This is a genomic window from Tissierella praeacuta DSM 18095 (assembly GCF_900128955.1).
GTDB classification, from domain to species: domain Bacteria; phylum Bacillota; class Clostridia; order Tissierellales; family Tissierellaceae; genus Tissierella; species Tissierella praeacuta.
In genome coordinates this window covers 30,976-57,593 of sequence record NZ_FQTY01000005.1, presented here as the reverse complement: position 1 = coordinate 57,593, position 26,618 = coordinate 30,976, and the positions used below count along the sequence as shown (strand labels likewise).

Annotated in this window: 25 protein-coding genes, 1 tRNA gene and 1 riboswitch; of the genes, 23 read left to right on the top strand and 3 right to left on the bottom strand. The window is 30.3% G+C overall.

All coding sequences use genetic code 11. The features are described 5' to 3' along the window. Positions 1 to 9: 9 nt before the first annotated feature. The 10 genes from BUB33_RS07300 (at position 10) to BUB33_RS07260 (ending at position 12,330) form a co-directional block, all read left to right on the top strand. Positions 10 to 1,422 (top strand): MBOAT family O-acyltransferase, encoded by a 1,413-nt coding sequence (locus BUB33_RS07300; protein WP_072974916.1) that lies wholly within the window; start codon positions 10 to 12, stop codon positions 1,420 to 1,422. Positions 1,423 to 1,432: 10 nt separating this feature from the next. Next, positions 1,433 to 2,536: a DHHW family protein gene (locus tag BUB33_RS07295; protein WP_072974915.1), complete on the top strand. Its 1,104-nt coding sequence runs from the start codon at positions 1,433 to 1,435 to the stop codon at positions 2,534 to 2,536. Positions 2,537 to 2,659: 123 nt separating this feature from the next. Further along, on the top strand, positions 2,660 to 4,273 hold the full coding sequence (locus BUB33_RS07290; RefSeq protein WP_072974914.1) for an ABC transporter substrate-binding protein: 1,614 nt from the start codon (positions 2,660 to 2,662) through the stop codon (positions 4,271 to 4,273). 76 nt (positions 4,274 to 4,349) lie between these two features. Continuing rightward, a complete protein-coding gene (locus BUB33_RS07285) occupies positions 4,350 to 5,291 on the top strand; it encodes an ABC transporter permease (RefSeq protein ID WP_234950019.1) in 942 nt (313 codons plus the stop codon). A 2-nt stretch (positions 5,292 to 5,293) separates the two neighbouring features. Further along, a complete protein-coding gene (locus tag BUB33_RS07280; protein ID WP_072974910.1) occupies positions 5,294 to 6,139 on the top strand; it encodes an ABC transporter permease in 846 nt (281 codons plus the stop codon). 23 nt (positions 6,140 to 6,162) lie between these two features. Further along, positions 6,163 to 7,152: an ABC transporter ATP-binding protein gene (locus BUB33_RS07275; protein WP_072974908.1), complete on the top strand. Its 990-nt coding sequence runs from the start codon at positions 6,163 to 6,165 to the stop codon at positions 7,150 to 7,152. Then, positions 7,142 to 8,125: an ABC transporter ATP-binding protein gene (locus BUB33_RS07270; RefSeq protein WP_072974905.1), complete on the top strand. Its 984-nt coding sequence runs from the start codon at positions 7,142 to 7,144 to the stop codon at positions 8,123 to 8,125. Before BUB33_RS07275 ends, BUB33_RS07270 begins: the two co-directional genes overlap by 11 nt. A 304-nt stretch (positions 8,126 to 8,429) precedes the next feature. Continuing rightward, positions 8,430 to 8,514, top strand: a riboswitch (cyclic di-GMP riboswitch). Positions 8,515 to 8,527: 13 nt separating this feature from the next. Then, complete coding sequence (locus tag BUB33_RS16030) at positions 8,528 to 8,695, top strand: hypothetical protein (protein ID WP_159429173.1); 168 nt, start codon at positions 8,528 to 8,530, stop codon at positions 8,693 to 8,695. Between the two features lie 200 nt (positions 8,696 to 8,895). Next, a complete protein-coding gene (locus tag BUB33_RS07265; protein WP_072974902.1) occupies positions 8,896 to 10,338 on the top strand; it encodes a methyl-accepting chemotaxis protein in 1,443 nt (480 codons plus the stop codon). A gap of 279 nt (positions 10,339 to 10,617) precedes the next feature. Next, positions 10,618 to 12,330, top strand: coding sequence for a methyl-accepting chemotaxis protein (locus BUB33_RS07260; protein ID WP_072974899.1), 1,713 nt, complete (start codon positions 10,618 to 10,620; stop codon positions 12,328 to 12,330). Between the two features lie 176 nt (positions 12,331 to 12,506). On the opposite strand, the gene BUB33_RS07255 is transcribed toward BUB33_RS07260, so the two are convergent. The 3 genes from BUB33_RS07255 to BUB33_RS07245 all read right to left on the bottom strand — a co-directional run bounded on the left by BUB33_RS07255 (position 12,507) and on the right by BUB33_RS07245 (position 15,383). Next, positions 12,507 to 13,394: a DUF4349 domain-containing protein gene (locus BUB33_RS07255; protein ID WP_159429172.1), complete on the bottom strand. Its 888-nt coding sequence runs from the start codon at positions 13,392 to 13,394 to the stop codon at positions 12,507 to 12,509. Positions 13,395 to 13,727: 333 nt separating this feature from the next. Further along, on the bottom strand, positions 13,728 to 15,173 hold the full coding sequence (locus BUB33_RS07250; protein WP_422821948.1) for a leucyl aminopeptidase: 1,446 nt from the start codon (positions 15,171 to 15,173) through the stop codon (positions 13,728 to 13,730). 134 nt (positions 15,174 to 15,307) lie between these two features. Then, positions 15,308 to 15,383 (bottom strand) — tRNA-Val (locus BUB33_RS07245). A 176-nt stretch (positions 15,384 to 15,559) separates the two neighbouring features. Here BUB33_RS07245 and BUB33_RS07240 point away from each other — a divergent pair. The 13 genes from BUB33_RS07240 to BUB33_RS07185 all read left to right on the top strand — a co-directional run bounded on the left by BUB33_RS07240 (position 15,560) and on the right by BUB33_RS07185 (position 26,610). Continuing rightward, the gene (locus BUB33_RS07240; RefSeq protein WP_072974893.1) at positions 15,560 to 17,263 is read left to right on the top strand and encodes a methyl-accepting chemotaxis protein; all 1,704 of its coding nucleotides are present in this window, start codon (positions 15,560 to 15,562) and stop codon (positions 17,261 to 17,263) included. A 116-nt stretch (positions 17,264 to 17,379) separates the two neighbouring features. After that, a complete protein-coding gene (locus tag BUB33_RS07235; protein ID WP_072974891.1) occupies positions 17,380 to 18,492 on the top strand; it encodes a YibE/F family protein in 1,113 nt (370 codons plus the stop codon). Continuing rightward, positions 18,485 to 19,288, top strand: coding sequence for a zinc transporter ZupT (gene zupT, locus BUB33_RS07230; protein ID WP_072974889.1), 804 nt, complete (start codon positions 18,485 to 18,487; stop codon positions 19,286 to 19,288). Before BUB33_RS07235 ends, zupT begins: the two co-directional genes overlap by 8 nt. A 417-nt stretch (positions 19,289 to 19,705) precedes the next feature. Further along, the gene (locus BUB33_RS16900; RefSeq protein WP_084725286.1) at positions 19,706 to 19,798 is read left to right on the top strand and encodes a tautomerase family protein; all 93 of its coding nucleotides are present in this window, start codon (positions 19,706 to 19,708) and stop codon (positions 19,796 to 19,798) included. A gap of 244 nt (positions 19,799 to 20,042) precedes the next feature. Then, positions 20,043 to 21,113 carry a BMP family ABC transporter substrate-binding protein gene (locus tag BUB33_RS07225; RefSeq protein WP_072974887.1) on the top strand — a complete coding sequence of 357 codons (1,071 nt, stop codon included), beginning with the start codon at positions 20,043 to 20,045 and terminating at the stop codon, positions 21,111 to 21,113. A gap of 64 nt (positions 21,114 to 21,177) precedes the next feature. Further along, positions 21,178 to 22,707, top strand: coding sequence for an ABC transporter ATP-binding protein (locus tag BUB33_RS07220; protein ID WP_072974885.1), 1,530 nt, complete (start codon positions 21,178 to 21,180; stop codon positions 22,705 to 22,707). Then, complete coding sequence (locus BUB33_RS07215) at positions 22,697 to 23,794, top strand: ABC transporter permease (protein WP_072974883.1); 1,098 nt, start codon at positions 22,697 to 22,699, stop codon at positions 23,792 to 23,794. Before BUB33_RS07220 ends, BUB33_RS07215 begins: the two co-directional genes overlap by 11 nt. Continuing rightward, complete coding sequence (locus BUB33_RS07210; protein WP_084725260.1) at positions 23,788 to 24,714, top strand: ABC transporter permease; 927 nt, start codon at positions 23,788 to 23,790, stop codon at positions 24,712 to 24,714. Before BUB33_RS07215 ends, BUB33_RS07210 begins: the two co-directional genes overlap by 7 nt. 15 nt (positions 24,715 to 24,729) lie before the next feature. Further along, positions 24,730 to 24,948 carry a hypothetical protein gene (locus BUB33_RS16585; RefSeq protein WP_072974881.1) on the top strand — a complete coding sequence of 73 codons (219 nt, stop codon included), beginning with the start codon at positions 24,730 to 24,732 and terminating at the stop codon, positions 24,946 to 24,948. Continuing rightward, entirely contained in the window at positions 24,921 to 25,073 is a 153-nt protein-coding gene (locus tag BUB33_RS16580) for a glycyl radical enzyme domain-containing protein (protein WP_084725284.1), read from the top strand. The genes BUB33_RS16585 and BUB33_RS16580 overlap by 28 nt, the downstream gene beginning before the upstream one ends. Further along, complete coding sequence (locus tag BUB33_RS16895) at positions 25,070 to 25,261, top strand: glycyl radical enzyme domain-containing protein (RefSeq protein WP_084725258.1); 192 nt, start codon at positions 25,070 to 25,072, stop codon at positions 25,259 to 25,261. Before BUB33_RS16580 ends, BUB33_RS16895 begins: the two co-directional genes overlap by 4 nt. Next, entirely contained in the window at positions 25,249 to 25,815 is a 567-nt protein-coding gene (locus tag BUB33_RS07190) for a radical SAM protein (RefSeq protein WP_268807672.1), read from the top strand. The genes BUB33_RS16895 and BUB33_RS07190 overlap by 13 nt, the downstream gene beginning before the upstream one ends. A 15-nt stretch (positions 25,816 to 25,830) precedes the next feature. Continuing rightward, a complete protein-coding gene (locus BUB33_RS07185; RefSeq protein ID WP_072974877.1) occupies positions 25,831 to 26,610 on the top strand; it encodes a pseudouridine-5'-phosphate glycosidase in 780 nt (259 codons plus the stop codon). The last annotated feature ends 8 nt before the right edge of the window (positions 26,611 to 26,618 follow it).

Here is a 26,618-nt window from a genome sequence, read left to right as displayed (position 1 = left end):
GAGGAAACTATGGTTTTTAGTAGTATATTATTTTTATTTTATTTTTTACCAGTTGTTTTAACTATATATTTTATATCACCTAAAAAATATAGGAATTTTATTTTGTTTTTATCAAGCCTTCTATTTTATAGTTGGGGAGAGCCTAAGTATATATGGATTATGCTTTTTTCAACAATCCTTGATTATACCTGTGGTAGATTAGTTTACCGTTACAAGGATAATAAAGATGTAAATAAAGCAAGGTTATGGTTGGGAGTATCTATATTTACTAATTTAGGGTTATTAGGATTTTTTAAATACTCTGATTTTTTTATATCTAATATAAATAATATTTTTGGCTTTAATATCTCTCTGTTGAACCTTACTTTACCCATAGGAATATCCTTTTATACTTTTCAAACCATGTCCTATACAATAGATGTTTATAGGGGTGATACAAAGGTACAAAATAATATTATTTCCTTTGGTACCTATGTAACTTTATTTCCACAACTTATAGCAGGGCCCATTGTTAGATACCAAACTGTAGCAGAAGAAATAAATAATAGGATAGAGTCCTATGATTTGTTTAGTGAAGGTATAAAGAGGTTTATTTTAGGATTAGGAAAAAAAGTTTTACTAGCTAATAATATAGGGCTTCTTTGGAAGAACATATCTAGCTTAAATACATGGGATATTTCAGTACTAACTGCTTGGCTTGGTATATTGGGCTTTAGTTTTCAAATATACTTTGATTTCTCTGGATATTCAGACATGGCTATTGGTCTTGGGAAGATATTTGGATTTAACTTTTTAGAAAATTTTAATTATCCCTATATGTCTAAAAGCATTACGGAGTTTTGGAGGAGATGGCATATATCCTTAGGTACGTGGTTTAGAGAATATTTATATATTCCCTTAGGGGGCAATAGAAAAGGAAGGGTTAAGCATATTAGAAATATATTAATAGTTTGGATTTTAACTGGAATATGGCATGGTGCCAGTTGGAATTTTGCTTTATGGGGATTATTCTTTGGAGTTACATTAATTATAGAAAAGTTGTTCCTTCTCAATTTATTGGAAAAGCTACCTCATTATCTTACAAGAATTTATACTTTATCTTTAGTCCTTATGTCTTGGGTAATATTTGCTTTTGACTCAATAAAAGATGGACTAAATTATATTAAAATCTTATTTGGATTTGGAAACAATCCTATTTTTAATCATACATCTTTATATTTGCTATATACAAATATATTATTATTTCTAATCCTTATAATTGGCTCAACAGATATACCTAAAAGACTGTGGAAATATATGAGTAATAGATTTAATAATAAATCATGGATTATAGAAAATATATTTTTATTATTAGTATTAGGATTATCAATAGCCTATTTAGTAGATCAATCCTATAATCCATTTTTATATTTTCGTTTTTAGGAGGATATATATGAAAGAAAAGATAAGGGTTATAATATTTACTACATTAATACTATGTTTATCCATAAGCAATATCTTATCACCTAAAAGGGTGTTTTCAAGTAAGGAAAATAGATATCTTCAAGAGTTTCCAAAGATTAGTTTAGATAATATAATATCTGGTAAGTTTAGTAAGGATTTTGAAACCTATACAACAGACCAATTTATCTATAGGGATAACTGGATAGGATTAAAAACAATTGCAGATTTGTCCCTATTAAAGAAAGATAATGGGAGAGTCTATTTTGGAAAAGAAGATTATTTATTTGATATGGATAAAAAGGCAGATAAGGGACAATTAGATAAGAATATACAAAATATCAATATGTTTTTAGATAAAATGAATAAACATAATATTCCTGTTACTTCTCTATTAGTACCTAGTAAGTCTACGGTTTTAAATCATCAATTGCCTTTATATGCACCTGTAATTGATGAAAGCCATATTGTAGATAAATTAGAATCTTCATTTAATGAGAAAATGGAAATAATAAATTTAGTAAAGGTTCTAAGTGAAAAATCTAATGAAGATATATATTATAGGACTGATCACCATTGGACTACTAAAGGAGCCTTTTATTCTTATGAATATTATATGGAAGTAATCGGAGAAAATTCGTTAAAAGAAGAGGATTTTATAATAAGAACAGTATCAAACCAATTTTTTGGAACTAATTATAGAAAAGCCAATTTTTATTTAGGAAAACCAGATGATATATATATTTATGAGCCAAAAGATAATGTAAAGTATAATATTAAAATTAATAATAAAGAAGAAGTTCATAGCCTTTATGATGAAAACTATTTAAATAAAACCGATAAGTATTCTTATTTCTTAGGTGGAGATAAATCATTAATAGAAATAGAAACATCAGTGAAAAATAAAAAGACTTTACTGGTAATTAAAGATTCTTTTGCAAATAGCTTTGTTCCATTTCTTACCAATCATTATGAAAAAATAGTAGTTATAGATCCTAGATATTTTAATATGGAAATAGAAGGATTTGTTAAGGAAAAAGAAATTGATGAAGTATTATTTTTATTTAATATAAAAAACCTTTATTCAATCTATTAAATTAGATTATACTACAATCAACTTATATAGAAATAATCAATTTGATTCAGATATAAAGTAATTATACAATAGCTATAGATTTGAAAGTATTTTTAAATCAACAAATATATTAGGAGGATTAAAATGAGGAATAGAAAATGGTTAATACTATTACTTGCATTAGTTATTTTATCATCAACAGCTTGTGGAAATAAGAAAACAATAGAAGAACCATCATCTTCAGATACATCTAAAGATGTAGCACAAGAACCAGCAGTTCCACAAAAAGTAGATGGTGGAATCTTTATGCTTGGAATTGGTAGTGACCCAAATGTAATGAATCCATTATATGCAGGGGATAGGGTTACAATGACAATAAACAATGCAATATTTTCACCTTTATACGTTATTGACGAAGAAGGCACACATTTTTACTTGGCTGAAAGTATAACCCCTTCAGAAGATTATTTGACTTATACTTTAAAGTTAAAATCAGGTCTTAAATGGCATGATGGAGAAGATTTAAATGCTGATGATATTGTATTTACAATTAACTCTATTACAGATGAAAAGCAAAGGGCAAATGCAAGAGGCTCTTTTATAATAGATGGGAAACCTGTAGAACCTAAGAAAATAGATGATTTAACAGTAGAAATTATACTACCAAAGGTTTCTGTTCCATTTATAGATGTTTTAGGTGAACTTCGTCCAATTCCTGAGCATATATTTAAGGGAGAGGAAGATTTAGCAAAGAGTACAAAAAATTTAGAGCCAATAGGTTCAGGACCATTTAAGTTTAAGGAAATGAAAAGTGGTGAAAAAGTAGAATTAGTTAGATTTGATGAATACTTTGATGGAAAAGCAAACCTTGAATCAATAGTATTTAGAGTAATAGCTGATCCAAATGCAGCAAATACAGCATTATTAAACGGTGAATTATCTGCTAGATATATAACTACTGCAGATGTAGATAAATTCAAGGCAGATGAAAATTTCAATGTAGTTCTTTATAAAGAAGGTATGCTAAATAATATGGTATTTAGATTAACTAATAAAAGTTTACAAAACAAAGATGTAAGAAAAGCAATAGCTTATGGAATAAATAAAGATGAGTTGATAACAGGGGTTTATAAATCAGCAGAATACGCCGAAAAGGCATACTCAGTATTTGTACCAAGTACGCAATTTTACACAGATGATGTAGAAAAATATGATTATAATGTAGAAAGAGCAAAAGAACTGCTTAAAAATGCAGGAGTTGAAAATCTAAAATTAAGATTAGCATATATTAATTCAAGTAAAGAAAATGAAGGATTTGCTCTTATTATGCAACAACAATTAAAAGAAATTGGGATTGAATTAGAACTTTTACCAATGGAAAGAGGAGCATTTTATGATAAATTACTGGATGCTTCTAATACAGATTTTGATTTAGCATTTAATGGTTATGTGATGGGTGTAGAACCAAATGGATATAAGCCATTATTTAAAGAAAAGGATTATAATAACTTTATGGGTTATGTAAATAAGGAGTTAGATAAAAAATGGGAAGAAGGAGTGATGGAAACAGATAAAGCTAAAAGAGCAGAAATCTATGAAACCATTCAAAAACAATTAATAGAAGATATGGTAGTATATCCAATAGCTTATCCTAATTCAATTGTTGCTGTAAATAAAAAATATGGAGGAATAGAAGAAGCTAAACCAGCTCCAATCTTTATGTTTAGAGATTTATCTAAGCTTTATATTATGGAATAATTTAAATTAAACTCAAAAGTAAACTGAATTTCAGTTTACTTTTGTAATTATATTAGGAGGAATTTATGTGGTAAAAATGATTATAAAAAGAATGATTCAATCAATACCCATGATGATTGCCATATCTATAGTTTCATTTCTTCTTATAAAATTGGCACCAGGTGATCCAGTACAAGCTTATATAACTCCTGAAATGGGGCCAGTTCAAATAGAAAGTATAAGGGAAAGTATGGGACTTAATAGTCCTATACATATACAATATATAAAATGGTTAAAGTCTGCATTAAAGGGTGATTTAGGATACTCTTTAGTAAATCACAGACCTGTAGCAACACAAATAATTGAAAGACTTCCTGCAACACTAGGACTTATGGGAGCTTCTTTAGTGATTTCTATGATTTTGGGAGTTATAATGGGTCTTATTTCAGCGGCAAATCAAAATAAAATATTTGATAATATAGTTACTTTTACTTCTTATCTTGGTATCTCTATACCAAGTTTTTGGTTTGCAATGATGCTAGTATATGTACTATCTTTAAAATTAAAGCTTTTACCAAGTATAGGAATGAGAACCATAGGAGTACACAGCAATTGGGATTTAATAAGGCATGGTATAATGCCTACAATTGTTTTAAGTTTACAAAACATAGCTGTAATTACTAGGTACATTAGGTCAAGTACAATATCTCAGTTAAAAGAGGATTATGTAATAGTTGAATATGCATCAGGAGCTAGTAAAAGAGAAGTATTATATAAATACGTTTTAAAAAATGCAATTTTGCCTGTAATTACAATTTTAGGGATGTCTTTACCAGGATTGGTATCAGGAGCATTTATTACAGAATCTATCTTTGGATGGCCAGGCATGGGACAATTAGGGATAAAGTCAATATTTAGTTATGACTATCCACTTATAATGGCAATTACTATGTTTTCATCCTTTATATTGATTATAGGGAACTTAATATCAGATATATTATATGGCATTGTAGATCCAAGGATTAAGGAGTTGAATTAAAAATGAATAATAGATTAAAGGTAAATTTAAAATATCAGCTAAAACAAAATAAATTAGGAATTATAGCATTAATAATAATATCTATATTAATACTTACATCTATTTTCGCCTTTTTATCTACTTATGATCCCAATAAAATAGATGTAATGAATAGTTTAAGTTTCCCTAGTAAAGAGCATATATTTGGTACAGATGAAATGGGGAGAGATTATTTTGCTCGTTCATTATATGGGGGGAGAGTATCTCTTATAGTTGGATTTCTTTCTATGTTAATCTCCACAGTAATAGGAACTATAGTTGGAACCATTAGTGGTTACTTTGGAGGTAGAGTTGATAGTTTAATTATGAGGTGTATAGACATACTTATGAGTATACCTACATTTTTTCTGATACTCATATTAAATGCTTATTTAAAACCTGGAATCCAAAATATTATAATTATAATAGGACTATTCAGCTGGATGGGAATAGCAAGAATTGTCAGGGCAGAAACTTTAACAGTTAAGGAAAGAGAATATGTACTATATTCAAAGGTAATTGGAGAAAAACCTAATATCATTATACTAAAACATATTATACCAAATATCTTACCAACAGTCATAGTAGCATCAACTTTAAATATTGCAAATGCAATTTTGACTGAATCATCTCTATCCTTTTTAGGGTTAGGGGTACGCCAACCAGATTCATCTTGGGGCAGTATGCTTAAATATGCTCAAGGATATATTGGTGATGCACCATATTTAGCTTTATTTCCTGGCATATTGATATTGCTTACGGTACTTAGTTTTAACATTTTAGGAGATGTATTTAGAGTTGCATTTGAGCCTAAGGCAAATAGTGATTAGGTAATGAAAAGGAGAGATTTAACATGAAAGAGCCCTTATTAAGTTTAAATGATTTAGAGGTTTCTTTTTTTAATAATAGCGGTGAAATTAAAGTAGTTCGCAGAGTTTCATTTAATTTGGAAAAGGGAGAAGTACTTGGAGTAGTTGGGGAATCTGGAAGTGGAAAGTCAGTTACTTCTATGTCTATAATGAAATTACTTAAAGGAACAGGAAAAATTACAAATGGAGAAATTATTTACAAAGGAGAAAACCTAGTAAATAAGACAGAAAAGGAAATGATGAAAATTCGTGGCAATGATATAGCAATGATATTTCAAGACCCTATGACTTCACTTAATCCAGTCTTTACAGTGGGAACTCAAATATCCGATGTAATAAGAAGGCATCAAGGATTAAGTAAATCTGATGCTAAAAATAAAACTATAGAGATGTTAAGAATGGTGGGAATTCCTTCTCCAGAGGAAAGATATAACAACTATCCCCATGAGTTTAGTGGAGGTATGAGGCAAAGGGCTATTATTGCCATGGCATTAAGCTGTGAACCTGAGCTGCTTATAGCAGATGAACCTACTACAGCTTTAGACGTCACAATTCAAGTACAGATACTTAAATTATTAATGGATTTAAAGGAAAAGATGGATACTTCTATTATCTTGATAACTCACGATTTAGGAGTAGTAGCCAATACATGCTCTAGAGTAATAGTTATGTATGGAGGACTTATTATGGAGGAAGGAACTGTAGATGATATATTCCATAATCCAATGCATCCATATACAAAAGGATTACTTCAATCTTTACCAAAGAAAGACAGTAAAGGAAGACAAAGGCTTGTTCCCATAAAGGGGAATCCGCCAGATTTATCTAAAAAAATTAAAGGATGTCCTTTTGCACAACGTTGTCCTTATATGATGAATATATGTAAAGAACAACGACCTAAATACTATGGAGAAAAAAGCCATAAAGCCATGTGCTGGCTTTTAGATAAGGGAGATGAAAACTATGGAGAATAGAGAAAAAGAGAAGTTAATAGAAGTGAATAATTTAAAGAAGTATTTTCCAGTAAAAAGTTCATCTTTACTAAGGAAAGTTCAATATTTAAAGGCTGTTGATGATGTAAGCTTTTATATAAATGAAGGAGAAACATTGGGGATAGTAGGGGAATCTGGTTGTGGTAAATCTACTACAGGCAGAAGTATTATTAGACTTTTTGATATAACTGATGGTGAAATACTCTATAGAGGAAAGGATATAGCTAAATTAAAGGAGTCAGATTTAAGATTTTATAGAAGAAAAATGCAGGTAATATTTCAAGACCCCTATTCATCCCTTAATCCAACCTTAACTGTAAAGGATATAATCTCAGAGCCTTTAGATGTTTACCATATAGGTACTAAAAAGGAACGACAGGAGAAAACTTTAGAATTATTGGAAAAGGTAGGACTAGGAAAGAACCATCTAGATAGATACCCACATGAGTTCAGTGGGGGACAAAGGCAGAGAATAGGCATAGCAAGGGCATTATCTATTAATCCAGAATTTATATTATGTGATGAACCTATATCAGCCCTTGATGTATCTATTCAAGCACAAGTAGTTAATATGTTGGAGGACTTACAAAATGAAATGGGATTAACATATTTATTTATTGCCCATGATCTATCTATGGTAAGACATATCTCCCATAGAATAGGGGTAATGTATCTAGGAAAATTAATAGAAATAGGAAAGAGTGACGAAATCTATAACAATTCACTTCATCCTTATACTCAAGCCCTTTTATCATCAGCTCTTGAGCCTGATCCTAGAATAGTCAGAGAAAACTCAATCAAAGTATTAGAAGGGGATGTACCTAGCCCCCTTAATCCACCATTAGGCTGCAAGTTTGTTACTAGATGTAAATATGCTATGAAACAATGTTATGAAATAGAACCAGAGTTAATTGAGAAGGAAACGGGTCATATGGTGGCTTGTCATTTATCATAAAGGGATAAAAAAATAACAAATAATGATATATGGTTTAGCAATATAGGTATAGATATTAATTATAAAATATATTAAAATTTATATTTAGAGATAACCATATATTTTAAAATGACTTAAAGTTATTAGTCAAAGGGAAATTATAACGGGAATTAATTCTTTAATTATAAAGAAACCATAGTAATTGGGATATAATTTATAGGAGGAATTTGTATGTAAGGATAAATTTACAATAATAGTAATGGTTATGCAAAAATTAGAATAATGTGGTATAATAAAAAAATAAAAATATTTTATTGGTGCTTTCCACTGATAAAGGCAAATTTAGTGAAAACTAAAGACGCAAAACTAAAGGACCTTCCTTAGAAATAAGATGGTAGCCAGTTATCGAAAGGAGAGTTTCTTATGCCAAGAAAACATAGAGTTAGTAAAGGAAATATAAATTATGATTATATATTAAAGGGTAACAATACTATATTCCTAAAACCATTAAATCCAAAGGAAGGATATTCGCAATCCATTCCAATGATTAACTTAAATAATGAGATGAATGCTATGAAGGAGCTAGGATGATAAAAGAATATAAATTAAAAAAACAGTATTAAAATAGCAAGGAATGACCTTGCTATTTTAATATATCTCAGGTTAAAATGTTTGGAACAGGGTATCTATAGCTATGAATCTTCCATTATATTTGGATATAATTTAATCATAAAATATTTACTAATGTATAAAGCAAGTGTATAAATTTATATTTTGAAAGGAGCACAAATATGTTTGTATTAAAAAAATCAAGACCCTGTCACGAGGCCGAATGTATTATATCCCATATTGAAAATATAATTTCGGGAAATGAATCCATAGAGCCAACGGTAGACTATCCAATTCATCAAAGATTACTAAAGGCTATAAATTCCTTATTAAATAATGAAAGGCAAATGGCTGTTTCTGCTAAGGATATTTTAGACGTAGCAGCTTCAATTAGCGATTTCGATATGAATATGGCTTATATAGCTGAAAATCTAGTAGAATTTTCTAATGAGATGGCGAGCCTGAGTGAATCCAACGTTGCAATAGTTCAAGAAACAAATGCTAGTATGAATGAAGTTAATGAAACAATAAATGATGCTACAAATGTATTATCTGATTTATCAACGCAGTCTGAAAAGCTGTTAAGTAGCAATCATGATGGACTTAAACAATTAATGGAAGTAGTGGAACTTAAAGAAAATGTAATGAATGATGCCCATGAAATGAAGCAGCAAATAGACAAGCTAGTTGAGATGACTAATAAAATCTATGAGATAGTAGAGGGAGTAAGTAAAATAGCAGATCAAACTAATTTGTTAGCATTAAATGCATCTATTGAAGCAGCACGAGCAGGAGAACATGGTAGAGGCTTTGCAGTAGTTGCAGAGGAAATTCGGAAATTGGCAGATGATACTAAGAAGAATTTAGACGGCATGAATTTATTTGTTGGAAATATTCAAAGGACAGCTAACGATGGAAAGAATAGTATGGATAGTACAATAAATTCTACACAGAAAATGAGTTCACAAATAGATAGTGTTAAGGGTACAATCGAAGAAAATGTGGACATGCTAAACCATTCTTTAGAAGATATAAAAGAAATAACTTCTTCTATGAAAGGAATTAAGATTTCTGCTAATGAAATAAATGCAGCAATGGATGCTTCAAGTAGAGATGCTGAAGAACTAAGCTCAATGACAATTAAAATAAATGAATATGCTTTAAAAAGCAAGGATTATGCAACTACAATAGCTAATATAGATAATAAATTATCTACAACAACTAAAGATATGATGCAAGCCTTATCTGGAGGTAAAAATGCATTAAATAATGAAGAAATATTAAAGATAGTAAATAATGCTTTAAATTCTCATCAAAATTGGATAGCAAAACTTAGTGGAATGGTAGATGATATGGAAGTTTTACCAATACAAACTGATGGTAATAGATGTGCATTTGGTCATTATTATAATAGTATTATAGTTAGTGATCCAAAAATAAAAGACATATGGAAAAGAATAGATAGCATCCATCATGAGTTTCATAGTAGAGGTGATGATGTAATAAGAGCAATAAAAGATGAGGATAAAGATGGGGCCTTAATGTACTTAAATGAAGCAAGAAATAAGAGCAAGGAAATGACTGATATTTTAAATAAGATTAAATCTATTATATCTGTAGAATAGTAAAAAGGAATAAAAAAAAGCAAGGATGAGTCCTTGCTTTTTTTATTCCTTCAATATCCTTAAGAAGTTAGAAGATAAAATTGGAAACATTTATAAGCTAATTTATTATTTAATATGGCATAAATGAGAAATTAACTAAAGAAAACTCGAATTTTGTCGAACATATTAATAAACAATTAAATTAATTGCAATTATGATACTTTTTAGAGTATCAATTTAAATGGCAAATTATTATAATTTAAAATTAATAAAAAAACTAAAGATAAGGATGTGTTGTAAATGTTAAAAGATGTTAAAGTAAGGGTTAAATTTTTGATTGCATTTTTAATTATAATTCTAATATCAGCTAGTTCGAATTATTTATCTTTAAGTAAATTAAAGGTAATAAATGAGAATCAAAAAATAAGTGATCATAATATAGAAGAATTAATAAGATTAGGTAATTTGGAGAAGAACTTATTGGAAGTTCGAGGTGATTTACAAGCTATAGCATATGATGTAGGTTTTCAAGCAAATGAGAAGTATTCTGAAAATATTGAGTCATTATTTAAGGATAGTGATAGATTAATTTTTGAATATGAGAATAGTGAATTTGATTATCTTGAAGGAGAAGAAGAGATTTTTAATGTTTTAAAAGCTAACTATAATCTGTATAAGGGAAGTGCAGATTCTATAATTGAATCAAGACGAGGAGAAAAACATGAAATTGCTCAGCGACAATATAAGGAGAGTATACAAATTAAAGATATAGTAATAAATGAGTTGCACAAAATTACTAATATGAATCAAAATAGTTCAGAAGAAATTAAGATGAAAAATGAAGAAATTTTTAATAATTCTAAACATATGGTTAATGTAATACTTATTATTTCTTTAATGGTAACTATTTTTATGGGCATATATATGTCAGAAAGTGTAGTAACTGTACTAAAAAGAATACAAAATTATTCAGAAGCTTTAGCAAGTTATGATCTTACTCAGGATATTAATGATAGTAGAAAAGATGAGTTTGGCATTACAATAAGAGCTATGAAAAATATACAAGATAACTTAAAAGATATTATCAGAATTGTAATGGGTAAATCACAGGATTTAAGTGCTTCAAGTCAAGAACTTTCAGCTACAATTGAAGAGCTTAGTGCAAAGTTCATTGAGATAAACGATTCTACAACTGGGATAGCACAAGGAATGCAAGATACAAGTGCTTCAACTGAAGAAATGTCAGCTTCTTTGGAAGAGGTAACTTCAAGAATGGAGATGCTTGCTTCAAGTGCTTCTGATGGAAATAATAAGGCATATGAAATAAAAGATAAGGCTATAAAGACTAAAAATATAAGTGGTGAATCTAGAGATATAGCCGTAAGATTATATAATGAAAAAGAAAGAAGTATTTTAAAGGCCATTGAAGATGTTAGGGTAGTAGAGGAAATAAAAACTATGGCAGAAATAATATCATCCATTGCTGAGCAGACAAATTTACTGGCTTTAAATGCAGCTATAGAAGCAGCTAGGGCAGGTGAGAATGGTAGGGGATTTGCAGTAGTTGTAGAAGAAGTAAGGAAATTAGCGGAGCAATCATCAGAAACTGTTCAAATAATAGAAAGTACAATTTTAAGGGTTCAAGAAGCCACTAAGAATTTATCTGATAATGCTGAGGAGATATTGGAGTTTATAGATGATACAGTAATGAAAGATTATGATGCATTTTTTACTACATTGGATAATAATGTAGAGGATTCAAACTTTATAAGTAATATGTCTGAGGATATTGCTGCAATGACACAAGAAATAACAGCTACTATGAATGAATTAAGTCAAGTAGTAGAAGGTTTAGCTAAAAATGCTGAAGATTCAAGTGACAATACAGTATATATATCTGAGGGGATGGATGAAATAGCTTTAGGAACAGAACAAATAGCTATGACTGCCGTAAATCAAGCTAAATTAGCAGAAAGTCTTAATGATATGGTAAGAAAGTTTAAAATATCCTAAGGATTATTAAATTTGGCAGGTAATATTTTGATTAGTCAATAATAAACCATGGATATAAGTCTGTATATGCATATTCGTAATTGATTTTGCTTTTTCTATCGTAAGATAATAAGTAAGACTATATAAATTCACTTTTAATGTATTTAGAAAAAGCAAGGACAAGTCCTTGCTTTTTTCTATTCCTTAGGTATATTATTTCTTTTTTTCTTTATAAATCTCCATACCAAATAAACCAATACGCCTATAATTAGTCCATAAGGAAGGAAATATATAAAAGATATAATAAGATTTTCAATATTATCAGTGAAAAAATACATTGAATTTTTAAAGGCATTTCTTATCTTAGTCCAGAATGGAGTTTTTATATTTTCGCTAGGGATTAATTTTGCTACTTCCTCAAGCTGAAATTGAACGGTACTATAATCCACTTTATCATCCATATCTATTATATTAGCAGTTAAATTTTCTTTTTCATAGATTATATTACTTAATTGGTCTTCAAGGGCTATAATATCTTCCATCTTTTCAGCTTTCTTTAGTAAATCAAGTATTCTTCCTTCCTTAATTTCCAAGACTTTTAATCTGGACTCAGTATCTTTATATTGTTTAGTAATATCTACTTTAGAAGTATTTTCAGAGATAATATTTCCAATTTCTTTTAAATCTATAACAAACTGATTTAAATTTTCCTTTGGAATTCTTATAGTATATTCAGAGTATTTTGGTCTAGTAGAGTTATAATAATTATTATGAAAGATATTAGAGTTCTCAACATATCCTTTATGTTTTTCTATAATTGCAGTTAGTTTATTAGTAGTATCTACAAATTCCTTAGTTTGCATAGAAATTGATATTGTAGTAATAATCTTTTCAGGTTCCGTTGCACCATATTTCCCTTTAGATTCTTCATTCTTATTATTATCCATTTCCCGCCATTGTTCAGTTGGAGCCATATCTTCAGTAGCCATATCATATGACTCAGAGTTTTTTGCACCGCAACCTGAAAATATTAAAGAAAAAGATAAAATTAAACTTACTATAAAAAATAACTTTTTATTTTTCACCATTATCATCTCCTTTTACTAAATTATACAATAATTTGATAAATAAGGAGATACAAAATAGTTACAATATTGGGATTATTAATGAACTTCATAAACAAATCCCATAATCTTCATAAGAATATTCATAAAAACCATAGTAATCCATAAATAAATTTATCTTTGTCTAAAAGTCATATAATATTAGGCAATAAGATATTTGTTTATATGTTTATAAGAGATAAAATTCTAATAGAAATGCTCCTTTCTGATTCGATTTTTCTCAGAAAAGAGCATTTGTTTTTTACCTAATTATAGGTTTAATTATAATGGTTCTTTAACAATTGTAGATTTTTTCTATATTTCCTTAGCTAAATGATATAAGGTTTTCACAGGAACTCCCGTAGCTCCCTTAGGTAAATATCCCATTTCTCCAGAAAGGAAGGCTGTTCCTGCTATATCTAAATGGACCCAAGGAGTTTTATTTACAAATTCTTCTAGGAAAAGTCCAGCAGTTATTGTACCGCCTCCTCTACCCCCAGTATTTTTTAAATCACCAACAGTTCCCTTTATTAAATCTCTATATTCATCATTTGAAGGTAGTTGCCATACTGGTTCACCTGCTAACTCAGAAGCATTTTTTACTTTATTCATTAAGTTTTCGTCATTAGTTATAGCACCAGTATTTACATTACCCAATGCTACAATACAAGCACCTGTAAGGGTAGCTATATCAATGATTTTATTAGCCTTTTCAACAGTTGCAGCATACCATAATGCATCTGCTAAAGTCAATCTGCCTTCTGCATCGGTACTCCATACTTCTATGGTTTTACCTGCCATAGAGCCAATTACATCTCCAGGCTTATATGCTTCACCAGAAATTAAGTTTTCACAAGCAGCTATAATCCCAATAACATTTTTATTTAGCTTAGATTTAGCAATAGCTTTCATAGCACCGATTACAGAAGCAGAACCACCCATATCGCTATACATATTCACCATACTATCACCAGGTTTTATAGAATATCCACCTGAATCATAGGTAAGCCCCTTACCAACAAGAGCAAGTTTTTCTTCAGATGAACTGTCTCCATTCCATTTCATCACTATAAATTGAGGTGGAATAGCTGAACCTTTAGAAACAGCTAGAAAAGCTTTCATTCCCAAATCTTCTATTTTATCTCTATCATAAATCTTTACCTCAACTCCTAGAACCTCTAACTCTTCCTTTGCTCTTTTAGCAAGTTCAACAGGAGTCATTTCCATAGCAGGCTCATTAACTAAATCTCTTGCTAAAAATATTCCTTCTATAAGATTATTGATTTCCTTAATTCCTTCTTCTACCTTATCTTTTTTATCTTCTAATATATTTAAGAAAAATTCCTTAACTGTAGGCTTTATTTTCTTTTCTGATAAATATTTTTCAAAGGCATATTCTGATTGAAGCAGACCTTCTGCTATTGCCATATTAGTCTTTGTATAACAAAGATTTTCAAACTTAGGAACTGTTACTTCTGCAGATTCTACTTTAAACTTCATTAATTCTTTACCTAATTTATAGAAAGCTTTTCTAAGAGATTCAAATGATATCTTTTCTCTTTCTCCTAGCCCCAGTATTATTACGTTATTTCCTTTAGGTGAAATATCTGAATATACCTCTCCGCAATTACCCTTGAAAATCTCCTTTTTCTTTAGATAATCATATAATTCTTGTGCCTTATTTAATTTCTCTGTTTCTTTAAATACTAAAAGAATTTCTACTTCTCCGCCTGTACCAACTAATATCTTCAAATTAAACACCCCATTCTAATTTATTTAGACACTCTAATTATACCAAAAATAATTAAAATAAAACATATAAAAAAGACAGTAAATTTATTACTGTCAAATAACTTTTCAAGTCAACTTGAATACCTTAATTCTTAATTAAACACTGGTGGGCGGTATAGGACTCGAACCTACGACTTTCACCACGTCAAGATGACACTCTACCAGCTGAGTTAACCGCCCTTATTTATTCCACAATATATTATCATAAAATATTATATTTATCAATATACTAGATAAATTAACTGTGTATACATTGCCTATTCAAAACTTACAGAATATTATAAAAACCATTGAAGTTAAATTATTAATAGAGTATGATATAGAAAATAGGGATTATATATGGGGGGAATGATAGTATGAGAAGTATTTCAATCAAAGTAAAGCTTCTAATAGTTTTTATATCAATAACCATATTATTAGGGATTGTATGTATAATAGGTAGGTTTAATATGAAAGAAATCTATAATGCAGGGGATAGAATGTATAGTCACAATCTTAAAGGAATTAATGAGTTGCATGAAATACGAGAAAATCTTTTAAATACTAGAGCGGTACTTAACGAATTAGTTAATACAAAGGAAATTGAAAGAATTTCTTCAATAGTTGATATTATGGAAAATGATAGAGATAAAAATCAAGCTTTAATAGAATCCTATAGTAAAAAGGAATTATCAGTGGAAACAAATCAGACTTGGAACATCTTTCTTGAAAATCTTAAATCCTATAGTGATAAAAGAGATAATCTGATTGAAATCATACTTAAAGATGGAGAGTTAAATGACACAAATATATTAAAGGATGTAACAACTGCCAGTGAAATAATGTTCAGACGTATTGGAGAACTTATAGATATCAATGAATCAATGGCTGAAATGGAGAATAAAAGTAGTTTGGAAAGATATAAAAAGGCATCTGCCGATATGATGATTTTTATTCTAGGTGGATTTGCCATTGCTATAATTGCTGGACTTTTTATGTCATCATATATTTCAAAGTCCTTAAATAAAGGTGTAAAATTTGCAGAAGCATTAGGTAATGGAGATTTAACATATGAGATAAATACAGATACAACAGATGAAATAGGTAAATTAGTTAATTCATTAAAGGAAGCTCAAGCTAGGATGAGGGCAATCATAGTGGAGATTTCTCAAGGCTCCAAGGAAGTATCAGATTCATCTGAAGAGTTATCTGCAATAACACAAGAAATCAATAATACTTTCAATATAATATCTAATAGAACCATGAGTATAATAGAGGATATACAAAGTGTAAATTTTGCAACAGGAGAACTAACTAATTCCATTGAAGAAGTAAATTCTGGAGTTACACAACTTGCAACTAGTGCATTTGACGGAAGCAATGAATCTGCTAAAATAAAAGAAAGGGCTATGTCAATTAGGCTACAAGGACAAGAGTCCAAGAAAATTGCAGATAAATTATTACAGGAAAAAGAAAAAGCTATAATAAATGCTATAGAAGCTGGAAAAGTAGTAAATGAAATATCTGTTATAGCTGATTCTATAGCAGAAATATCCACTCAAACCAATCTATTGGCACTTAATGCAGCAATAGAGGCAGCAAGAGCAGGTGATAGTGGCAGAGGGTTTGCTATAGTGGCAGATGAAATTAGAAAATTGGCAGAAGAATCTGAGGAATATGTATCAAGAATTCAGTCTGTAGTTGCAAATGTAGATATTGCTTTTACAAATTTATCTAAGAATTCTAAGGATATCTTGGAGTTTATAAATCATAGTGTGACTAAAGACTATGATCTTTTGGTATCAACAGGAATAAACTATGAGAAAGATGCAGTCTTTGTAAACAATATATCTCAAGATACAGCAGCTATGTCAGAAGAACTAAATGCATCAACTGAGGAAATATCATCTGTAATCTTGAATATTGCAGGAAATATGAACAATGCCCATGAGAATTCAGATAAAATTAGAATAGGGATGAATGAAACTAAGGAGGCATTAGAGCAAATTGTAATGGCGACGGAAAATCAAGCTACCATAGCAGATAGATTAAATAGTCTAATAAAAGAATTTAAGGTATAACATATAATTTTATAGGTTTTTTAGAAATTGTCATGAGATATTCTCTTGGCAATTTTTTTCAATTACATATTTGTTGTGATATAATATTTTTATTAATATAGTTGAGGAGGATATTTATGAAGAAAATTTTATCAATTATTATATTAATGTTAATTATAATTAACACCACAGTTTTAGCAGAGGAACATATAGAGCCAATAATGGAAAAGGCTATTGTTCTTGAGGCAGGAGAAGCACAAGAAAAAGATGAATTTGGAGAATATGTCCAAACACAAAAAGTTACATTGAAGATTACCAGTGGTAAATATAAAGATAAAATAGTAGATATAGAAAATGATTTATCAGATAATATGGCATATAATATTTTTGTGAAAGAAGGGGACAAAGTAGTAATAGCTATTGAGGAAATAGCAGATGGAGAATATAATATAAATATTGCAGATTATCAAAGAGCTGATTTTATATTATATTTAATTATTTTATTTGTTGCTTTAATTCTTATAGTTGGGAGAATGAAAGGACTAAAGTCCATTATATCATTGTCTTTAACCATAGGAGCTGTATTTTATATATTATTACCTCAAATATTAAAAGGAGCAAATCCTGTACCTATATCTATATTGATTTCAATAGGAGTTACAATAATAACTATATTTTTAGTATCTGGTGTCAATAATAAGAGTATAGCAGCAATATTAGGTACTTCTTCAGGGGTTATTATAGCAGGGATAATATCATATTATGTAGGATCAAAGATACATTTAACAGGGTTAAGTGCAGAGGAAGCTACAATGTTAATGTATATTCCACAAGAAATAGAGTTTGATTTTAAAAACTTACTTTTCGCAGGTATAATATTAGGCTCCTTGGGAGCAGTAATGGATGTGGGAATGTCCATAGCCTCATCCATAGAGGAGATACATAGTGCAAATAACAATCTTTCAAGAAAAGAATTATTTAAATCGGGTATGAATGTAGGTAAGGATGTAATGGGAACTATGACCAATACCTTAATACTTGCATATACTGGCTCATCTATTCCTCTTTTATTATTATTTATGGCATATGAAACATCCTTAATTAAGATTATGAATTTAGATGTAATAGCTACGGAAGTTATCAGGTCATTATCAGGAAGTATTGGACTTGTACTGACTATTCCAATCACAGCAATAATAGCTAGTGTATTGACTAAAAAAGTAAGAGGAGAAGATATAAAAAATGAATAAAGAAGTAATATTATCGTTGGGACTTACAACTATAGTAGGGTTATCAATGGGAATTGGAAGTTTATTATCTTTCTTTGTAAAGGAAACTAATAAAAGATTTTTAGCCATAGCCTTGAGTTTTTCAGCAGGAATAATGATATATGTGTCTTTTATGGCAATTTTACCAGAGGGCATGGAACTAATAGAAACATATTTTGGAGAGCATAGCAATTTTATAGCTTTAGGTGGATTTTTTGGAGGTATGCTTATTACTGCTATAATAGAAAAAATAGTCCATAAATATGGAGGGCATTATCATGGACATGATGAACATGAATATCATCATGAAGAAAACGGAGAACATTTATCTAAGTTAGGACTTATGTCGGCAGTTGCAATAGCTATACACAATTTACCTGAAGGATTAGCTATATTTACTGCAGGATTGAAGGATATATCTCTAGCAATTCCTTTAGCAGCAGCCGTAATTCTTCACAATATACCATTGAGCATTGCTATATCAGTGCCGATTTATTATTCTACTGGGAGCAAGAAAAAGGCATTTGTTTATTCCCTATTAGTAGGATTGTGTCAGCCTTTGGGTGCAATAATAGGGTATTTAATTTTATCAAAACTTTTCAATGATTTAGTATTTGGAATTCTTTTTTCCATAGTGGCAGGTATTATGATATTTGTATCCTTAGATGAATTGTTACCATCATCCCAAAAATATGAGGATCATCATATATCTGTATATGGAGCCATTGCAGGAATGGCAGTTATGGCATTATCTATGAGTATATTTCATCATCATTAAAGCAGTAGAAATTTTTAACTCTTAGGAAAATGTAAATTAAAAGATTGTCAGAAGAATTTTTCACAAGTTAATTTATTTATTCTGATAAATAAACTTGTAAAGTTGATAAAAAGCAGAGAACAGTAATAAAGAGATTACTGTTCTCTGCTTTTTAATTAGATGTCAAATTCCTATGAATACACCAATAGAAAATATTCAGGCATTAGTTGATGCTGCGAGAATATATGGACATTATCCTATTAATGAAGAATTGCTATTAAGTGAGGAATAGGTAGAAACATATAGATAAAAGCTATAAATAAACTGTTCCAATAGATATATTTAATTGTACTATAGAAATATCATATGCTATTATGAAATTATCGAAATATGTCGAAATATATGTGAAATACATAGTATGTATAGATTTTATATTGAATTAAAGATTATTATACTAAGACTACTGTAATCATTGAAGAACATCCAAGTGAGAATTGGGGATGTGGAGGAAAATCCACTTGTTCTAGATAATAGATTTATAGATATTTTTGTATAAATAAATTTTCAATAATCAAAGTTATAAAAATATAACCTCGACAAAATGTTGAGGATTATTTTTATGAAGATAAGAAAAGCTTTATATAAGGATATGCAGATAAAATTTAATTAGTAAATGAATTACTAATTAAATCAGATAAGTAAGGTTTGCTTATACTTTATCTAAAAAATCCTTTTAAAGATTAGATTATTAAGTTAAAAAGAAAGGGAGATACAAGTGAAAAGATTACTTAGTTTAATTATGGCAATTATGATGGTAGTCACAATGACAGCATGTACAAAAAAAGATGCAGAACCAGCAGTTGTAGATCAAGGAAAACCAGAAACTACAGGAGAAGAAAATGGTGAAGAAAGTAAAGATGGAATTGCTAAAAAAGCATGTTTAATAACAACAACACCATTGGGAAATGATTTTACAGATTTAATCTGGAGCGGATTTCAAGAATTAGAGAAAAAAGGCTGGGAAGTTAAGGCAATTGAAGTGTCAGAAGCATCTGAATATCCCGAACAAATTAGAGCAATGGCAGCTCAAGGATATACAGCTATGTTTACTATGTTTGATGAGTTGAGCAATGTAGCACTGGAGCTTTCTGATGAATTAGCAGAAAACTATCCAGATCTTCATATATTTATGTTAGATACTTATATGGAACATGATAAGAAAAATGCAACAAGTGTATCTGTTGACCCATTTGAATCATCCTTTGTAGCAGGCTATGTAGCTGCAAATATGACTGAAAAAGACATAGTTGGTTGGATTGGACATAAGGATACTCTAAAGGTTCAGAGATTCCGTGATGGATATACAGCAGGTGTTAACTATGCTAACAATGGTAAATCCGTAATCTCTGCCTTTACAGGAGATCCATTTGACCCAGTTAAAGGACAAGAAACAGCTAAAACAATGATTCAAAACAATGATGTAGATATTATATATCAAAGTGCATATTTAGGAGGACCTGGAGTAATATCTGCCTGTGCAGAAGCAGGTATCAAAGTCATCGGTGTTGATGACTGGCAAGGAGATATAGACCCAGCTGTATTTTGGTCAGCAGTTAAATCAATGGATGTTGCAGTTATATCATTAGCTGAAGATCATGGGGCAGGAAAAGAGTTCGAAACATCAGTGGATTTCGACCTAAGTTCAGGTGGCTCTGTTTATGATGAAAGAGATGAAAAGAATATTCCAGAGGAATTATTAGCAAGAGTTAAACAATTAATTGATGATATTAAGAGTGGTAAGATAGACGTTTATGAGGGATTTGAACAATATAGACTAAATTATTAATAATATTTTTTAAATATAGGAACGTTTAATCGTTCCTATATTTGCATATCAAGGAGATAGGGATATGAATAAAGATAAATTTGTATTGGAAATGCATAATATTAATAAAAAATTTAAGGATTTGCAGGCTAATGACAATATTACCTTTAAAGTCAGACAAGGTACAGTACATGCATTAATTGGAGAAAATGGTGCTGGGAAAAGTACTTTGATGAATATCTTAACCAATATTCAAAGTCCCGACAGCGGACAGATATATGTTCATGGAGAGTTGGTAAATTTTAAGAATCCTTTAGATGCAGTTCGACATGGAATAGGAATGGTATATCAGGAGTTTATGGTTTTTCCTGAGATGACAGTTCTGAATAATATAATAATGGGATTTGAAGAGAAAAAAGGAATCTTTATAGATTATAAGAAATCTAGAAGAAGAGTGGAAGAGATATGTAAAAAATATAAATTCAATATCTCTATTGATGCGAAGGTCGATGAATTACCAGTTGCTTCTTTACAGCAGGTAGAGATTATAAAGGTTTTATATAGAAATGCAGATATTATAATATTAGATGAACCGACATCTGTATTAACCCCACAGGGAGTAGAAGGCCTATTTAATGCCGTAAGATTTTTAATTGCTCAAGGGAAAACGATAATACTCATAACCCATAAATTGAAAGAGGTACTGGAAATTGCCGATGATATTACAGTTTTAAAAAATGGTCGAGTGACAGGGACTTTGTCAGCCAAGGATACAAATGAATTAGAATTAGCCAGACTTATGGTTGGCAGAGAAGTCATATTGCAAGTTGATAAACCAGAACCTAAAATTGGAGATACAGTGCTAGAGGTTAGAAATTTATCAGTTAAAGATTCTTCAGGAGTAACAAGAGTTAAAAATGTGAGTTTTAATGTACATGAAGGAGAGATAGTAGGTATATCTGGAATAGCTGGTTCAGGGCAAACAGAGCTAGTATCAGCATTGGTTGGTCTATCAAACTATAATAAAGATGGAGAAATACTATTTTGTAGAGAAAATGTAATAGATAATACAATAGCTAAAAGGCGTAAGATGGGAATGGGTTATATTGCTCAAGACAGATCTTCTGTAGGTACTAATAAAGAAGGGACTATATGGGAAAATGCAATAATGGGTTACCATAGAGCCAAAGGTTTTAAGACTAAGCATTTACTTGATTATAAAGATATAAATATATTTACCAACCAAATAATTGATGACTATGCAGTAAAAGTTCAAAGTATAGAGGATAAGGTAAAAATCCTTTCTGGAGGTAATGTACAGAAACTTTTAGTGGGACGTGAATTTTTACAGGAGCAGAAGATACTGATTATTGAAGACCCCACTAGAGGAATTGATGTTGGTTCAGTTGAATTTATATGGAAGAGAATAATTGAGATGGCAAAAGAAGGAGTGGGGATATTATTAATTAGTCATGAACTCAATGAAGTAATGCAGCTTTCTGATAGGATATTAGTAATGTATAATGGATCAATAATTGAACATAAAAACAGCAGAGCCTTAACAGAAGAGCAGATAGGTCTTATGATGCTAGGTGGTGAAGTCTATGAAATTTAAGATGAGTCGGGAAGTGAATGGAACTATATTTAGATATAGTATATCTATTATATTAACACTTTTATTTGGATGTATTCTAATTGCTGTCCAAGGAGAAAATCCTCTGGAAGCCGTAGGATATATTATAGAAGGTGCCTTTGGAAGCAAGATAAATATAGGGAATACAATTCGATGGGTTATATCTAGCCTAATGGTAGGAGGAGCGGCTACAGTTGCCTTTAAATCAGGGGTTTCCAACTTAGGTATTGAAGGACAGCTATATATGGGAGCCTTATCAGCGGCAATAATTGGATATTCCTTGGAATTACCTCATGGATTACATATAATAGCGTGTTTGTTAGCTGCATCTATAGTGGGAATGTTATATGCGTTAATACCAGCATTGATCCGAATGTATTTTAAAATCAATGAACTTGTAACAACTCTAATACTTAATTTCATAGCAAAATATTTAACGGAATATATAACCATGTGGGTCATAATGGGAGGTCAGCAATCTGCTAATGGCTCTGCATCTATAACAACGCCTCAGATATTTAAGACTGCCAGACTGTCTACAATCATTAAAGGTACTACTGCCAATACAGGAATATTTATAGCTTTGGGGATTTTGGTATTAATAGCATTTATTTATAAATATACCTTAGAAGGATATGAATTTACTCAAATAGGACATAATATAAATTTTGCAAGAATGGGTGGAGTAAATATTAACAAATCATTTATACTTGTTTTTTTAATATCAGGGTTAATATCTGGAATGGGTGGAGGTATAGAGGTAACTGGTTCCTATTATAGATTTACACCTAATTTCAGTAATAATTTAGGTTGGGATGGGATAATGATAACCCGTGTAGCAAATAACAACCCAATAGCAGTAATAATTGTATCAATTATATGGGGGGCTCTTAAACAAGGAGCATTGCATATGGAACGAATGACTACATTAAATAGACTTGTAGTCATTATAATTCAAATGTTATTTGTATTATTTGTTTCTATTGATTATGATAATTTATTTAATAAATGGAAAGAGAAGATAAAGTCAAAGAAAATTAATTATAAAGGAGGCTCTTCAATATGTTGACTATAATGGAGATCTTATTTGGAACTGTAACATGGTCAGCTACATTTAGATTGAGTACTCCAATTATATTGACCAGTATAGGTGGCTCATTTAGTAAGCAAACGGGAACATTTTGTATTGCCTTTGAATGTTTTATGCTTTCAGCAGCATTTTTTGCTGCATGGGGAAGTTATTTATGGGGAAGTCCATATATAGGTACTTTTCTTGCTATTCTTGCGGGGGTAATTCTTGCTGCAGTTTTTGGTATATTTGTCCTTCATTTTAATGCAAATCCAATGATTGTAAGTATAGCACTTAATTTTGGGTCATGGGCAATGACTACCTTGTTATTAACTAAAATATTTAAAGTAAGGGGTTTCTTTCATAGTCCTCAAATTGTAAATTTTCAACCTATAGATATACCTGTTTTAAGATTAATCCCATACGTCAATAAGGTCTTAAACAATCAAATTATACTTGTATATATAGCTTATATCTCCATATTAATTGGAACTATAATCATGTATAAGACTCCCTTTGGTCTAAGACTTAGAGGTATTGGAATTAACGAGGTAGGAGCTCAGACCTCTGGAGTAAATATATTAAAGTATAGATGGTTAGCATTGATTATTATGGGTGTAATGTCAGGATTAGGAGGGGCATATATGCCCTTATCAGGATTAAGTATGTTTTCTGAAAATATGACAGCAGGTCGTGGTTTTTTAGCCTTTGCTGCTATACTTGTGGGGAAGGGAAATCCATTAAAAGCTGCCCTTATAGGTATGTTGTTTGCTTATACAAATGCAATAACCCTTACATTGACATCATTTGGAGTACCTACTCAGTTATTGCAGATGATGCCATTTGTAGTAGTCATTTTAGTATTAATAATTAGCAATTTAAAGAATTTTAGCAGGAAGCCTATAATAGATAATCAATAGATGGAGGTGTAGATATTGATATATAAAAATATAGATGAAACAAAAGCAGATGTTCTAAAGGAGATAAAAAACCCTAGCTTAACCTATGAACAGATAGTATCAAGATTAGCAAAAATAGCAGAAAATCAACTTCCATATCCAGAAGGGGTTGATGAAGAATACTTTGAATTATTTGAGAAGGACATGCCACATTTACTCCCCGATATATACTGCCAAATTATGAAAAACTTTTAGAGGAAGGTTGTGATTTTCTAAGGTTAAAGCCAGCTGAGACTTTAACGGAAGCAATAAATTCACTGCTAATATTTTATCATCATGTACCGTCCTTTAGCAATTATCCGGTGACAGTACTGCAATAAATAATCCTGAGGCTATTTTAGATATATTTAAAGGTGGCTTTGAAGTTGGGGCAAGGTATCTTTCAGCCTATAGGCAGGATGGGGATTTAGTTAGAGTAAGTGGATATTTGGTTAAAAAATCTGATCTTGAAAGACTTAAAAATGGTCTTCATGTAAATATGATGCATCACCTAAAATATATAATATGACTGTAGAAGATATTATGAAAAGAATAGAGTACAATAGACCATTTATCAAAGGAATTACAACCAGTGGCGGCGAATGTACTCTCCAAGCTAAGTTTTTAGTAGAGCTATTTAAAGAAACTCATAAAATAGGTCTAACTAATTTTGTAGATACAAACGGAGGGGGGGATTTATCAGAGGAAAAAGAGTTAGTAGAAACAGCTGATAAATTTATTCTGGATATAAAGGCCATTGATAGGGATGAACATTTTTATATTACAAAACAATATAATGATGTAGTTATTAAAAATGCTAAGTATTTAGCTGGTTTAGGTAAGCTATATGAAATTAGAACGGTAGTGATTAAAGGCATTAATAATTATGAAACTATAGATAGTATAACAAAACTTTTGCAGCCATATTTAGAAAGTCAAGATATTAGATATAGGATAACAAGATATAGCCCCTTTGGAGTACGTCAGGAGTTTTCAAACCATGAGCCTCCTGATGATGAGGAAATGGAGAAATTAAAATCAATTGCAGTTAATAACGGATTCAAATCAATAATATTAGTTTAAGGAAGTGAAGATTTAATGAATATAGAAACTAAATTTCTTGTAGAAACTGCTTTATTGACCCACGGATTAAAATCCATTGATAATGAAACCCTTGTTGAATTATGGCCCTGGGAGCATAGGTGTATAGCTTGGGTTGATAGAGGAGAAATAATAATAGGTAATATAAAAGAATTTATTGGCTTTAGAAATAGGGCTGAGGAATTGATACGTATAGATAAGGATATCTTTATGGAATCCTGTAATAATGGTATAAGTGGTGCTTTAACTGCATCTGGGACTATGATGGCAGCAAGGGAAAAAGGAATTCATATTGCTGTAACTGCTGGAATGGGTGGAATTGGAGATATTGTAGGAGAAGAACTATGTGCAGATTTACCTGCCATAGCAACTATGGATATAACATTGATAGCCACTTCACCAAAGGATGTTATAGATATAGAGGGGACTATTAAATGGCTATTAGAACATAATGTCAGCATATGGGGAAAAGATACAGATACTATAGATGGTTTTATGTTAACTGGTAAGCCCATAAAAATTACAGGAAAATATGATGGGCAACCTTTAAAGGGGAGAACATTGTTATTAAATCCTATACCACATGAAATGCGATTAAAAGATTTAACTATAATAGAAAAAGCTAAAAACGCAGGTAAGGAAGCGGAAGAAAGAGGACAATATTACCATCCCGCAGCAAATGCTATGATAGATAGGCTTTCATTTGGCAAATCCTCTGAGATGCAATTAAATTCATTAATTGAAAATAGTATTTGGGCAAATGAATTAACTAGATAAATGGACAA